The organism is Nevskia sp., from assembly GCF_021732705.1.
Classification (GTDB): Bacteria; Pseudomonadota; Gammaproteobacteria; order Nevskiales; family Nevskiaceae; genus Nevskia.
The window spans coordinates 453,113-465,805 of the sequence record NZ_JAKFUM010000010.1; the positions used below are offsets into that span (position 1 = coordinate 453,113).

At 66.1% G+C, this 12,693-nt stretch carries 12 protein-coding genes; 1 reads left to right on the plus strand and 11 read right to left on the minus strand.

All coding sequences use genetic code 11. The annotated features are described in order from the left end of the window. Window positions 1-65: 65 nt before the first annotated feature. Complete coding sequence (locus QZ951_RS13455) at window positions 66-1,424, plus strand: S41 family peptidase (RefSeq protein ID WP_293001296.1); 1,359 nt, start codon at window positions 66-68, stop codon at window positions 1,422-1,424. A 151-nt stretch (window positions 1,425-1,575) separates the two neighbouring features. Here QZ951_RS13455 and QZ951_RS13460 read toward each other — a convergent pair whose 3' ends face one another. The 11 genes from QZ951_RS13460 to glnA all read right to left on the minus strand — a co-directional run bounded on the left by QZ951_RS13460 (window position 1,576) and on the right by glnA (window position 12,622). Then, entirely contained in the window at window positions 1,576-2,070 is a 495-nt protein-coding gene (locus QZ951_RS13460; RefSeq protein WP_293001298.1) for a DUF4112 domain-containing protein, read from the minus strand. Window positions 2,071-2,082: 12 nt separating this feature from the next. Next, window positions 2,083-3,702: a ubiquinone biosynthesis regulatory protein kinase UbiB gene (ubiB, locus tag QZ951_RS13465; RefSeq protein WP_293001300.1), complete on the minus strand. Its 1,620-nt coding sequence runs from the start codon at window positions 3,700-3,702 to the stop codon at window positions 2,083-2,085. Continuing rightward, window positions 3,699-4,313: a hypothetical protein gene (locus QZ951_RS13470; protein WP_293001302.1), complete on the minus strand. Its 615-nt coding sequence runs from the start codon at window positions 4,311-4,313 to the stop codon at window positions 3,699-3,701. Before QZ951_RS13470 ends, ubiB begins: the two co-directional genes overlap by 4 nt. A gap of 1 nt (window position 4,314) precedes the next feature. Then, window positions 4,315-5,133: a bifunctional demethylmenaquinone methyltransferase/2-methoxy-6-polyprenyl-1,4-benzoquinol methylase UbiE gene (gene ubiE / locus QZ951_RS13475; RefSeq protein WP_293001304.1), complete on the minus strand. Its 819-nt coding sequence runs from the start codon at window positions 5,131-5,133 to the stop codon at window positions 4,315-4,317. A gap of 56 nt (window positions 5,134-5,189) precedes the next feature. Continuing rightward, window positions 5,190-5,594 (minus strand): DUF971 domain-containing protein, encoded by a 405-nt coding sequence (locus tag QZ951_RS13480; protein ID WP_293001306.1) that lies wholly within the window; start codon window positions 5,592-5,594, stop codon window positions 5,190-5,192. 15 nt (window positions 5,595-5,609) lie between these two features. Further along, complete coding sequence (hslU, locus tag QZ951_RS13485; protein WP_293001308.1) at window positions 5,610-6,992, minus strand: ATP-dependent protease ATPase subunit HslU; 1,383 nt, start codon at window positions 6,990-6,992, stop codon at window positions 5,610-5,612. A gap of 7 nt (window positions 6,993-6,999) precedes the next feature. After that, window positions 7,000-7,584 carry an ATP-dependent protease subunit HslV gene (gene hslV, locus QZ951_RS13490; protein ID WP_293001310.1) on the minus strand — a complete coding sequence of 195 codons (585 nt, stop codon included), beginning with the start codon at window positions 7,582-7,584 and terminating at the stop codon, window positions 7,000-7,002. A gap of 155 nt (window positions 7,585-7,739) precedes the next feature. Beyond that, window positions 7,740-9,245 (minus strand): nitrogen regulation protein NR(I), encoded by a 1,506-nt coding sequence (gene ntrC / locus QZ951_RS13495; RefSeq protein ID WP_293001312.1) that lies wholly within the window; start codon window positions 9,243-9,245, stop codon window positions 7,740-7,742. A 61-nt stretch (window positions 9,246-9,306) separates the two neighbouring features. Further along, window positions 9,307-10,401 carry a nitrogen regulation protein NR(II) gene (gene glnL, locus QZ951_RS13500; RefSeq protein ID WP_293001314.1) on the minus strand — a complete coding sequence of 365 codons (1,095 nt, stop codon included), beginning with the start codon at window positions 10,399-10,401 and terminating at the stop codon, window positions 9,307-9,309. Between the two features lie 67 nt (window positions 10,402-10,468). After that, window positions 10,469-11,014 (minus strand): DUF4124 domain-containing protein, encoded by a 546-nt coding sequence (locus tag QZ951_RS13505; RefSeq protein WP_293001316.1) that lies wholly within the window; start codon window positions 11,012-11,014, stop codon window positions 10,469-10,471. A 198-nt stretch (window positions 11,015-11,212) separates the two neighbouring features. Continuing rightward, window positions 11,213-12,622, minus strand: a complete 1,410-nt coding sequence (gene glnA / locus QZ951_RS13510) for a glutamate--ammonia ligase (RefSeq protein ID WP_293001318.1) — start codon at window positions 12,620-12,622, stop codon at window positions 11,213-11,215. Between the last annotated feature and the right edge of the window lie 71 nt (window positions 12,623-12,693).

The window sequence follows — 12,693 nt, forward strand, 5'->3', positions numbered from 1 at the left end:
GCTACATTCAAATCAGCCTTCGATGCCGTCCGGCAACGCTCTCCCACTCATCTAAAAGCACGTCCATGTCCTCATCGACTCGCGTTTCCCTGGCCCTGCTGGCCGGCGTCGTTTTCGGGGTCAGCGCCACGCTGACGCACAGTGTCTTCGCCGAAAAGCAGCCACCGGTCGAAACCCTGCCGCTGAAGGACCTGCAGACCTTCGTCGAAATCCTCAATCGCGTGAAAAGCGATTATGTCGAGCCGGTGAAGGATGAAACCCTGCTCGAAAATGCCGTGCGCGGCATGCTGTCCGGCCTCGACCCGCATTCCTCGTATCTCGACAAGGCCGAGTACAAGGATCTGAATGCCTCGACCACCGGCAAGTTCGGCGGTCTGGGCATCGAAGTGCAGCTGAAGGACGGCCTGGTCAAGGTGGTGTCGCCGATCGACGACACGCCGGCCTCGAAGGCGGGTGTGAAGGCCGGCGACCTGATCGTGAAGATCGACGAAACGCCGGTGAAGGGCCTGACCCTGCAGGATGCCGTCAACAAGATGCGCGGCGATCCGGGCACCAAGATCGTGCTGACCCTGGTTCGCGAAAACGCGCCGGCACCGCTGGTGCTGGAACTGAAGCGTGATTTCATCAAGGTGGCCTCGGTCCGCGGCCGCTCGATCGAGCCGGGCTTCGGCTACATCCGCATCTCGCAGTTCACGTCGACCACGAGCAAGGGCCTGTCGGACGAGCTGGCGAAGCTGAAGAAGGAAGGCCCGATCAAGGGCCTCGTGCTGGACCTCCGCAACAACCCGGGCGGCCTGCTGACGGCGGCCGTCGATGTTTCGGACGAATTCCTGAACAAGGGCGGCATCGTCAGCATCAAGGGCCGTGACGCCGATTCGACCCGTGCCTTCGATGCCTCGGTCGGCGATGCGCTCGACGGCAAGCCGCTGGTCGTGCTGGTCAACGGCGGCTCGGCCTCGGCGGCGGAAATCGTCGCCGGCGCGCTGCAGGATCAGCATCGCGCGGTGCTGGTCGGCAGCAAAACCTTCGGCAAGGGTTCGGTGCAGACCATCCTGCCGCTGAACAACGACTCCGCGATCAAGATCACCACGGCGCGCTACTACACCCCGAGCGGCCGCTCGATCCAGGCCGAAGGCATCGTGCCGGACGTGACGATCCAGCCGGTCAAGGTGTCGAAGCTCGATCCGTCGGAAATCGGCGAAGGCGTGCACGAGGCCGACCTCAAGGGCCGTCTCGACAATCCGAACGCCAAGCCGGCCGACGACAAGGCGAAGGACGCCAAGCCGGCGGACGACAAGGACAAGGACGCGAAGAAGGACGGCGCACAGGAGCCGATCAACATCGCCGACCTCGCGGTCAACGACTACGAGCTGTACGAAGCGCTGAACCTGCTGAAGGGCCTGACGATCGCGCAGGCACGATAAGCGGCTTGTTGATTGCGCCGATGCCGCGCTGATCGTTCAGCGCAGCACCGAAACGCCGGCCTCGCGCCGGCGTTTTTGTTGGTGCCAGCCGTCGTTGCCGATGCGCTTCAGCCCGGCAAGCGCATGGTGTCGCTTCAGCCGGACAACCCGCTCACGCCCCGAGCCAGCGCCACAAGCCGTAACCGAGCGCCACGATCGCCACCGCGCCAAGCACCCGCACCAGCAGCGGTGCACGCTTGCGCGCCGGGTATTGCGGCAGCATCGGCGCGTACTCCTTGCGCAGCAGTTCGAAGTTGCGGCGATGCGACTTGAACACCGCATCGAAGACATCGCCGATGCCGGGAATCAGGCCGCCGGCGAAATCGACCGCGATGTTGCGGCCCATCTTCGCCAGCACCGGCTTCGGCACGCCGACCTTCACCGCACGGCCGAACGTCAGCACCGACACGCCAAGGGCCAGCACGTCACCGGCGACCGGAATCAGGCCGGCGATGGCATCAAGGCCGAAGCGGAAGCGCGTGCCGGGGATCGTCAGACAGTCGTCGAGCCACCACGCGGCCTTGTCGCAGAATGCGACCAGCTCGCGCACCTGCTCGGGCGACGGCGCGCCGCCGCGGCGATCAGGCGAGGGATTGGGGGCGTCCATGCCGGGCTCCGGTCAGCGAAAGGCCTTGAACCAGCCCCAGCAGCCGACCAGCACGAACACCGACGACAGCGCGACCACCGCGGTCGACGGGGCGGCGCCGTTCAGCGAGGCCAGCCCGTACAGCAGCGCGCCGACGACCCAGGCCGTGCCGCCGATCGCGGCATGCAGGCTCTTGCGCGTGGCACTGCGCAGTTCCCCGCGCAGCGCTTCCACGCCGCCGGAGTCCATCGAATTGCTGGGCAGCGCGCCGCCCTTGGCGAGGAACTTCATCGCGTTCTGCGCCAGCTCCGGCAGCGCCTCGGCGATCTGCGGGCCCTGCTTGCGCAGCCGCGCGAACGTGGCCGACGGATTGATCCGGTTCCACATCCACTGCTCCATGATCGGCTTGGCGGTCTTCCAGAGATCCAGATCGGGATACAGCTGACGGCCAAGCCCTTCGGTGGTCAGCAGCGTCTTCTGCAGCAAGACCAGTTGCGGCTGCACCTGATAGTTGAAGCGCCGGGCGATCTCGAACAGGCGCAGCAGGAACACGCCGAACGAGATGTCCTTGATCGGTTTGCCGAAAATCGGCTCCGACACCGTCCGGATTGCGCTTTCGAAGTCTTCGGCCCGGACATCGGCCGGAATCCAGCCGGATTCCAGATGCAGCTCGGCGATGCGCCGGTAGTCGCGGTTGAAGAAGGCGAGGAAGTTTTCGGCCAGGTAGCGCAGATCGGCCGGCGTCAGCTGCCCGACGATGCCGAAATCCACCGCCAGATAGCTCGGCTTCTTGACGTCGGACACGTCGACGAAGATGTTGCCGGGGTGCATGTCGGCATGAAAGAAATTGTCGCGGAACACCTGCTTGAAGAAGATCTCCACGCCGCGCTCGGCAAGCACCTGGAAGTTCACGCCCATCTCGCGCAGGCGATCGATCTCGCGCAAGCTCACACCGTGGATGCGCTCCATCACCAGCACGTCGGCGCGCGTGTAATCCCAGAACACGATCGGGTGATAGATCAGCTCCGAGCCGAGCCAGTTGCGGCGCAGCAGCGAGCAGTTGGCCCCTTCGCGCATCAGGTCCAGCTCGTCGAAGATCACCCGCTCGTATTCGGCAACCACTTCGCGCGGGCGCAGCCGCTTGCCGAGCGGATGCCAGCGCTCGGCGAATTCGGCCAGCGCGCGCAGCAACGCCACGTCCTTCTCGACCCGCTCGTGCACGCCCGGCCGCAACACCTTGATCACGACCTCGAAGCCGGGGTCGCCATCGTCCTGCGGCTTCAGCCGCGCCGTGTGCACCTGCGCCACCGAGGCCGCGGCCAGCGGCTTTTCATCGAACTCGATGAACATCTCCTCGATGCTGCGACCGAGGGATTTCTCAATGATCGCGCGCGCTTCGGCGCCGCCGAACGGCTCGACCTTGTCCTGCAACTGCGCCAGCTCGGCGGCGACGTCATGCGGCAGGATGTCCGGCCGGGTCGACAGCGCCTGCCCGAACTTGATGAACACCGGCCCCAGTTCCTGCAGCGCCAGCCGCAGCCGCTCGCCGCGCGAACGCGGGTCGTTGGCCGGTTTGCCGCCCCAGAATTCCGACAGGCCATAGCGCCGCGTGACCTGCCAGATCGCCCACAGCCGTGGCGTGGCGCGGATCATGGCCGCTCCAGCCGCGCAAGCCGCGCAAGCCGCGCTTCGAGCCGGTCCACGCCTTCCCGCAATCGATCGACGCCGTCCATCCATTCCTCGATGTCGGCCGCACGGGCCAGGTCTTCGGTTTCTTCGGTCAGATATTCAGCGGTGTCGCGGCTCAAGCGATCGGCCGCCGAGCGGCCAAAGCCGAACAGGCCCTTGAGCCCGCCGACGATGCGATGCGCCGCGCCATCGCCCACCACCTTGGCGATCAGCTCCTCCGGATCGAAGCCGACGCGTGTCAGCAAGCCGCTGAACCGGTTGAGCAGTTCGGTATCGCCGACGATCTCGATGCCGCTCGGCAGCCCTTCGCGCCGCGCCAGCGTGTTCAGTCCCAGCCGTGCCAGTCGCAGGCTCGGCGCCGACACCCGCACGTCCGGCGCGCTGTACGCGACATTGCCGACGCGGACGCCGGTCGCGATCGGTTCGATCACGAACAGCCAGCCGAGATCGGCCGCTTCCAGCGCGATCGACTTGCCTTCGAGGGCCGCGCAATCGGCAATCACGCCGCGTTCGAGGCGCAGATAGCGATTCAGCGCGACCTCGACGGCCGCGCAGACCAGTGCGGGAGCGGCCATGTCAGTCCAGCCGATAGCCGCGATGCACGGCGACGATGCCGCCGGTCAGGTTGTAGACCTGCACGCGGGCGAGGCCGGCGTCTTCCATCATGCCCTTCAGCGTGGCCTGATCCGGATGCATGCGGATCGACTCGGCGAGGTAGCGGTAGCTGTCGGCATCGTTCGCGACGAGCTTGCCCATCAGCGGCAGCAGCTTGAACGAGTACTGGTCGTAGACCTTGTTCAGCAGCGCGGTCTGCGGCTTGGAGAATTCGAGCACCAGCAGCCGCCCGCCCGGCTTCAGCACGCGCCGCATCGAGGCCAGGGCCTTGTCCTTGTCGGTGACGTTGCGCAGGCCGAAGGCGATGGTGATGCAGTCGAACGTCCCGTCCTCGAACGGCAGGCATTCGGCGTTGGCCTGCACGAATGGCACGTCGACCACGCCCTTGTCGGCGAGGCTGATGCGCCCCTGCCCGAGCATTTCGGCGTTGATGTCGGCCAGCGTGACCAGCCCGCGCGGGCCCGCCAGCTTGCGGAATTCGCGTGCCAGATCGCCGGTGCCGCCGGCCAGATCGAGCACCTTCTCGCCGGCGCGGACACCCGCCAGATCGATCACGAAACGCTTCCACAACCGATGGATCCCGAACGACATCAGGTCGTTCATCACGTCGTACTTCTGCGCCACCGACGAGAACACTTCGCGCACGCGCTTCTGCTTCTCGCCGACCGGCACCTGCTCGAACCCGAAGTGCGTGGTGCCGCCGGAACCCGGGCCTCGGCCCGCGCCGCTCGCATTGGCGCGCGAGTTGCCGCGCGGATTGTCAGAGTCGTGCTGGGCCATGGGCGCCGGAGGAAGTCAGGGAACCGGCATTATCGCAGCTTGCCGGCGTCCGGCGTTCACGGCACCGGCTTGAACTTGCCGACACCGAGCGCCGACAGCTTCACCACGGCGCTGTCACGCGACATGCCGTGCTCGGCCAGGCGCTGCTCGTAGCGCGGCCACCATTCGCCGTGGTGATCGGCCAGCTCGCGCAGCACCGGCCACGAGTACAGGCCGCTGTCGTGACCATCGTCGAAACGCAGCCGCAGCGCGTAGCGGCCGACCGGGTCGATGCCGGTGACATTCACGTCGCGCTTGCCGCCGACCAGCATCGGCTCGCCGCCGCCATGGCCGCGCACCTCGGCGCTCGGGCTGAACACCCGCAGGTATTCGAGCGGCAGCGAATCGGTGCGGTCCGCCCACACCACTTCCAGCAGGCGGGACTTGCGGTGCAGCTTGATGTCGGTGGGGACGGCGGTCATGGTCTTGACGCGGGCTTACAGGATGAACCGGCTCAGGTCCTCGTTGCCGGCGAGCTTTTCGAGCTTGGCGTCGACATACGCGGCGTCGACGGTCAAGGTCGTGCCGGCCTGATCCGGCGCGGTGAACGCAGCTTCCTCCATCAGCCGTTCGAGCACCGTGTGCAGGCGGCGCGCGCCGATGTTCTCGGTGCGCTCGTTGACCTGCCACGCGAACTCGGCGAGGCGCTTGAGGCCTTCCGGCGTGAATTCCAGTGCCACGCCTTCGGTGGCAAGCAGGGCCTTGTACTGGTCGGTCAGCGAATGGGTCGGCTCGGACAGGATTCGGACGAAATCGTCGGTCTTCAGCGCTTCGAGTTCCACGCGGATCGGCAGGCGGCCCTGCAGTTCCGGAATCATGTCGCTCGGCTTGGACATGTGGAACGCGCCGCTGGCGATGAACAGGATGTGGTCGGTCTTGATCGAGCCGTGCTTGGTCGACACCGTGCAGCCTTCGACCAGCGGCAGCAGGTCGCGCTGCACGCCTTCGCGCGAGACATCGGCGCCGCCGTACTCGCCGCGCTTGCAGACCTTGTCGATCTCGTCGATGAAGATGATGCCGTTGTCCTCGGCGTTCTTCAGCGCCTCGATCTTGATCGCTTCCTCGTCGATCAGCTTCGCCGCTTCCTCGTCGATCAGCAGCCGCATCGCTTCCTTGATCTTGAGCTTGCGCGTCTTCTGCTGGCCCGCGCCCATGCTCTTGAACATGTTCTGCAGCTGGCTGGTCATTTCCTCCATGCCCGGCGGGCCCATGACCTGCATCGACGGCGGCGTGGCTGCGAGCTTCAGCTCGATTTCGGTGTCGTCGAGCTTGCCTTCGCGCAGCTTCTTGCGGAACACCTGACGCGCCGCGCCGTTCTCGGTTTCGCGATGCGTGCTGGCCTCGCCGAAATTGCTCGGCGGCGGCAGCAGCGCGTCGAGCACGCGCTCTTCGGCGGCGTCCTCGGCCTTGGTGCGCATCTTCGCGATGGCCTGCTCGCGGGTCAGCTTGACGGCGACATCGGCCAGTTCGCGGATGATCGAATCGACATCGCGGCCGACGTAGCCGACCTCGGTGAACTTGGTGGCCTCGACCTTCACGAACGGCGCGTTTGCGAGCTTGGCCAGCCGGCGCGCGATCTCGGTCTTGCCGACGCCGGTCGGGCCGATCATCAGGATGTTCTTCGGCGTGATCTCGCCGCGAATCGCTTCCGGCGTCTGCTGGCGGCGCCAGCGGTTGCGTAGCGCGATCGCGACCGCCTTCTTGGCGGCGGTCTGGCCGACGATGTGGCGATCGAGTTCGGTGACGATCTCGCGCGGGGTCATCGCGGCGGCGCCGCTCAGAGTCGACTTCAGGGCTTCTGGAGACAGGGCATCGTTCATCGCGGCATCACTCGGGCAGGCGCGGCACATCGATCGTCAGCGCCGGCGGGTGCTTGTCGATGGTCTCGATCGTGAGGTTGTGGTTCGTGTAAATGCAGATATCGGCGGCGATATGCAGCGAACGTTCGGCAATTTCGCGCGCCGACAGCTCGGTGCTGGCCACCAGCGCGCGCGCCGCGGCGGTCGCGAACGCGCCGCCGGAGCCGATCGCCATCACGCCGTGGGCTTCCGGCTCCATGACGTCGCCATTGCCGGAAATCATCAGCGTGGTGTCGGCATCGGCGACCAGCAGCAGTGCTTCGAGCCGGCGCAGGTAGCGGTCCGAGCGCCAGTCCTTGGCCATCTCCACCGCGGCGCGGGTCAGGTGGCCGGAGTGCTTTTCGAGCTTGCCTTCGAAGCGCTCGAACAGGGTGAAGGCGTCGGCCGTGCCGCCAGCGAACCCGGCGATGACCTTGTCCTGAAACAGGCGCCGCACCTTGCGCGCGTTGCCCTTGACCATCGTGTTGCCCATCGACACCTGACCGTCGCCGCAGACGCAGACCTGCGTGCCGCGGCGCACGGCGAGGATGGTGGTGCCATCGAACTGTTGCACGTTGCTTCTCCATCAGGCCCGGCCAATGCCGGGCGTCTCTTGATGGGAAGTGATTGGGGACCGGCGGTGGCGGATTCAAGCGGGCCGCCGGTCCCGCGATGGTCCGCGGATGGACGGCCGCAGGTCCGGAATCATCCGGATCTGCGACACCGGCCTCAGTCGTCGATGCCGAGTTCCTTGATCTTGCGGGTCAGCGTATTGCGGCCCCAGCCCAGACGGCGCGCCGCTTCCTGCCGCTGGCCCTTGCAGGCGCCGAGCGCGACTTCGATCAGCGTGCGTTCGAACAGCGGCGCGGCATGGCCGAGGAGGTCTTCGTCGCCGCTGGCAAAGCGGGACTCGGCCCAGTGGCGCAGCGCTTCGTGCCATTCGACCGGAATCGGCATCGCCGCGCCTGGCGCCGCGAGCGGCGCCGGGACGACGCCATCCGAAGCGACCTCAGCGGCGGGCGCCTCGGCGACGCTGGTGGACTTGCCGCGCAGCTCCGGCGGCAGGTCTTCCAGGTGCACGTCCTGACCCGGCGCCATCACGGTCAGCCAGCGGCAGGTGTTCTCGAGCTGACGGACGTTGCCGTGCCACTCGTAGCGCTTCAGCACGTCGAGCACTTCCGGCAGCAGCTGTTTCGGTTCGGTCTTCAGCTCGCGGGCGGCGGCATCGAGGAAATGCCGCAGCAGCAGCGGCACGTCCTCGCTGCGCTCGCGCAGCGGCGGAATGCGGATGCGGATGACGTTCAGGCGGTGGTAAAGGTCTTCGCGGAAGCGGCCTTCGGCGACGGCGCGATCCAGGTCCTGATGGGTTGCCGCGATGATGCGGACATCGACGCTGATCGGCGCCACGCCGCCGACGCGATAGAACTGGCCGTCCTGCAGCACGCGCAGCAGGCGGGTCTGCAGATCGGCCGGCATGTCGCCGATTTCATCGAGGAACAGCGAGCCGCCGTCGGCCTGCTCGAAGCGGCCCTTGCGCTGCATCGCGGCACCGGTGAACGAACCGCGCTCGTGGCCGAAGAATTCGGATTCGAGCAGGTCTTTCGGGATGGCCGCGGTGTTGATCGCGAGGAACGGCTTCGACGCGCGCGGCGAGTTCACGTGCAGCGCGCGGGCGATCAGTTCCTTGCCGGTGCCGGATTCGCCGGTGATCAGCACGGTGATCTGCGACTGGCTCAGGCGGCCAATCGCGCGAAACACGTCCTGCATCGCCGGCGCCTCGCCGATGATCGCGGCACGCGGCTCCAGCGGCTTCAGTTCCGGCGTGCTGGTCACGCGCTTCTGCGCGGCCCGGCGAACCAGAGACGCGACGCTGTCGACATCGAACGGTTTGGGCAGGTACTCGAACGCGCCGCCCTTGAACGAGGCGACGGCGGCGTCGAGATCGGAATGCGCGGTGACGATGATGACCGGCAGATCCGGCTTCGACGCGCGCACCCGTTCCATCAGCTCCAGACCGTCGAGGCCGGGCATGCGGATATCGGAAATCATCACATCCGGCATCGTCGCCGGCGTGGCTTCCTGCAGCGCGTCGAGCAGTTCGGCAGCGCCGGGAAAGCTTTCCACGCTCATGCCTTCGCGGGTCAGCGATTTCTCGAGAACCCAGCGGATCGATTCGTCATCGTCGACGATCCAGACGCGGATCGCCGCTCCATCGTGCAGCTTCATCACATTCATGTGGCCCATGCTTCGGGTGGTGCCCTGTGGGCTCGACCCCGTACCGCCACTATGCGGCCCCTCACGCGGGCTGATCCAGCGGCAGGAAGATCGAGAAAACGGTGGTGCCGGGGCGTGACTGACACTCGATCAATCCGCCGTGGCCATGGATCAGATACTGAGCAATCGGCAGGCCAAGTCCCGTGCCTTCCGCGCGCGTGGTCACCATCGGATAGAAGATTTTCTCGATCAACTGCGGCGAGATGCCCGCGCCGTTGTCCTCGATGTCGATCTGGATCGCGAGGCGATGACGGACGCCGCCGATGGTGAATTGGCGCCGCATGCGCGTGCGCAAAGTGATCATCGGCCGTTCCGGTTTCGGCGCCATCGACAGCGCCTGCAGCGCGTTGCGGGCGATGTTCAGCGCGGCCTGAATCAGCTGCTCGCGGTCGGCGCGGATTTCCGGAATCGACGGGTCGTAGTCGCGCTGCACGCTGAACGTGCCGCGACCTTCGGCCTCGATCAGCTGGCGCACGTGCTCCAGCACTTCGTGGACGTTGACCATCTCCTTCTGCGGCAGCCGGTTCGGGCCGAGCAGGCGGTTGACGAGGTTCTGCAGCCGGTCCGCCTCGCGAATGATCACGCGCGTGTATTCGAGGTGCTCGGAATCCGGGAACTCGCGCTCCAGCAATTGCGCTGCGCCGCGGATGCCGCCGAGCGGGTTCTTGATCTCGTGCGCGAGCCCGCGGATCAGCTCGCGGCTGGCGCGATGCTGCGCCAGCAGCTGCTCGTCACGCGAGATGCGCAGATGACGATCGAGCGGCAGCAGTTCCAGCACCAGGGCCGGGCCGCCGAACTGCGCCGGCGTCACGGTCAGATCGACCGTCAGCAGTTCGTGGTTCGATTCCTCGCCGGGGCGGCGCAGTTTCAGTTCACGCTCGATGAAGCCAGTGCCGGTGTCGATCGCGCGGCGCAGGCGCGGCGCCTGCTCCAGCAGATGCGGGATCGCGGCGGTCAGTGCCTGACCTTGGGCATGCCTGCGGCTGACACTGAACAGTGTCTCCGTCGCCGAGTTCAGGTAGGTGACGCGCAGAGCCTGGTCCAGCGTGATGATGGCGGTGGTCAGGCCATCGAGAATGCCGGCCGGCTGAACGCGGTTCAGCACGGGTAATTTCATTCTGATGTGTCAGCAAAATGTGAGCCACGGTGGTCGTGGCGAGCGGCCGCGCGGATTCGCGACGCGGTCAGCGCCGGACGATCGGCTGCTTCAGGTGGATGGTAACCGGCGGCGTGCGGCTGATCTCGCGGCCATCGGCACCGACCAGTGCGGCGCTGATCGTGTGCTCGCCGCGTTCCAGACCTTCGATCAGCCAGCCGGTCGACGGCGTGCCGGCCTTGTTCTGGGCCTGACCGTCGACGTAGTAGATCAGCCCTTCGCCGGGACCCAGGCTGGCTTCGACCGCCACGCTGATCTTGCTGTCGACCTCGCGAAAGGTTTCATCCGGCGCCGGTGACGCGATGCGGATGGCCTGCGGCTTCTGGCGCGTCGCGCGTTCGGCTTCGGCGGCGGCCTTGCCGGATCCGGCCCCCTCCGCCGCCGATGGCGTGACCGCGGCCGGGTTGTAGGTCTGCAACTGCGGCAGTTCGACTGGCTTCGCGTCCTTGGTCGGCGGCTTGTCGGTGAAATGGACGACGTTCTTGTCGTCGACCCAGCGATAGATCTCTGCCCGTGCCGGCAGCAGGGCCGACAGCAGCGTCAGTGACAGGACCACGGCAAGGGAGGCGCGCATGGCCGGACGATAGCGCCGCGGACCGAACGCGGCAAACGCGCGCCGGTCGCGTGCCGACCAACGGAGTCTTCAGCCCGCTCCAACGAAAATGCCCCCGTTTCCGGGGGCATTTCCGTGATCACCTCGACCGGGGGAAACCACGGAATCCCTCGGGATTCCGTGGCAGACCAGCCGGGAACTGCTCGTGCCGAGCGTGGCTCAGAGCGAGTAGTACATCTCGAACTCGATCGGATGCGTCGTCATGCGGAAACGCGTCACTTCCTGCATCTTCAGCTCGATGTAGGCATCGATCAGATCGTTGGTGAACACGCCGCCCTTGGTCAGGAACTCGCGGTCGGCGTCGAGGGCATCGAGCGCCATGTCGAGGCTGTGGCAGACGCGCGGGATCAGCTTGTCCTCTTCCGGCGGCAGGTGGTAGAGGTCCTTGTCGGACGCTTCACCCGGATGGATCTTGTTCTGGATGCCATCGAGGCCGGCCATCATCATCGCGGTGAACGCGAGGTACGGGTTGGCCGAGGAGTCCGGGAAGCGGACTTCGATGCGGCGGCCCTTCGGATTCGGCACGTACGGAATGCGGATCGAGGCCGAGCGGTTGCGCGCCGAGTAGGCGAGCATCACCGGCGCTTCAAAGCCCGGCACCAGGCGCTTGTAGCTGTTGGTGCCCGGGTTGGTGAACGCGTTCAGCGCCTTGGCGTGCTTCAAGATGCCGCCGATGTAGTACAGCGCGGTTTCCGACAGGCCGCCGTAGCCGTCGCCGGCAAACAGGTTCTTGCCGTTCAGCGACAGCGACTGGTGCACGTGCATGCCCGAGCCGTTGTCGCCGACGATCGGCTTCGGCATGAAGGTCGCGGTCTTGCCGAACTGGTCGGCGACGTTCTGCACGACGTACTTCAGCTTCAGCACTTCGTCGGCCTTCTTCACCAGCGTGCCGAACTTGACGCCGATTTCGCACTGGCCGGCGGTGGCCACTTCATGGTGATGCACTTCCACTTCCATGCCGACCGCTTCCAGCGTCTCGCACATCGCGGCGCGGATGTCCTGCAGCTGGTCGACCGGCGGCACCGGGAAATAGCCGCCCTTGATCGCCGGACGATGGCCGGTGTTGCCGTCCTCGTAGTCCTTGCCCGAGTTCCAGGCGGCGTTCTTGGCGTCGATGTAGACGTACGAGCCCCACGGGCCGGAGTCCGAACGGATCGAGTCGAAGATGAAGAATTCGTTTTCCGGGCCGAAGTAGGCGGTGTCGGCGATGCCGGTCGACTGCAGGTAGGCCATGCCGCGCTTGGCGACCGAACGCGGATCGCGCTCGTAGCCCTGCATCGTCGCCGGCTCGATCACGTCGCAGCTCAGCACCAGCGTCACTTCCTCGAAGAACGGGTCGATGAACGCCGTGCTCGGGTCCGGCAGCAGGATCATGTCGGACTCGTTGATGCCCTTCCAGCCGGCAATCGACGAACCGTCGAACATCTTGCCGTCGATGAACAGCTGTTCGTCGATGGTGTGAGCCGGCACGCTGACGTGCTGTTCCTTGCCCTTGGTGTCGCAGAAGCGGAAGTCCACATACTTCACGCTCTTCTCGCTGATGATCTTGAGTACGTCTTTACCCGACATGGGGGTCTCCTGGGGTGAATTTCGCGGTAACGCGGCCAAAGGCTTAGCAGCAAATATGCCATCCATGCGCC

Excerpts from the sequence above, each read along its gene's own strand:
- QZ951_RS13460 (WP_293001298.1), bottom strand. The coding sequence starts at position 2,070 with ATGGACGCCCCCAATCCCTCGCCTGATCGCCGCGGCGGCGCGCCGTCG.
- glnL (WP_293001314.1), bottom strand. The coding sequence starts at position 10,401 with ATGAAATTACCCGTGCTGAACCGCGTTCAGCCGGCCGGCATTCTCGAT.
- hslU (WP_293001308.1), bottom strand. The coding sequence starts at position 6,992 with ATGAACGATGCCCTGTCTCCAGAAGCCCTGAAGTCGACTCTGAGCGGC.
- QZ951_RS13505 (WP_293001316.1), bottom strand. The coding sequence starts at position 11,014 with ATGCGCGCCTCCCTTGCCGTGGTCCTGTCACTGACGCTGCTGTCGGCC.
- QZ951_RS13480 (WP_293001306.1), bottom strand. The coding sequence starts at position 5,594 with ATGACCGCCGTCCCCACCGACATCAAGCTGCACCGCAAGTCCCGCCTG.
- ubiE (WP_293001304.1), bottom strand. The coding sequence starts at position 5,133 with ATGGCCCAGCACGACTCTGACAATCCGCGCGGCAACTCGCGCGCCAAT.
- ubiB (WP_293001300.1), bottom strand. The coding sequence starts at position 3,702 with ATGATCCGCGCCACGCCACGGCTGTGGGCGATCTGGCAGGTCACGCGG.
- QZ951_RS13455 (WP_293001296.1), top strand. The coding sequence starts at position 66 with ATGTCCTCATCGACTCGCGTTTCCCTGGCCCTGCTGGCCGGCGTCGTT.
- ntrC (WP_293001312.1), bottom strand. The coding sequence starts at position 9,245 with ATGAATGTGATGAAGCTGCACGATGGAGCGGCGATCCGCGTCTGGATC.
- QZ951_RS13470 (WP_293001302.1), bottom strand. The coding sequence starts at position 4,313 with ATGGCCGCTCCCGCACTGGTCTGCGCGGCCGTCGAGGTCGCGCTGAAT.
- glnA (WP_293001318.1), bottom strand. The coding sequence starts at position 12,622 with ATGTCGGGTAAAGACGTACTCAAGATCATCAGCGAGAAGAGCGTGAAG.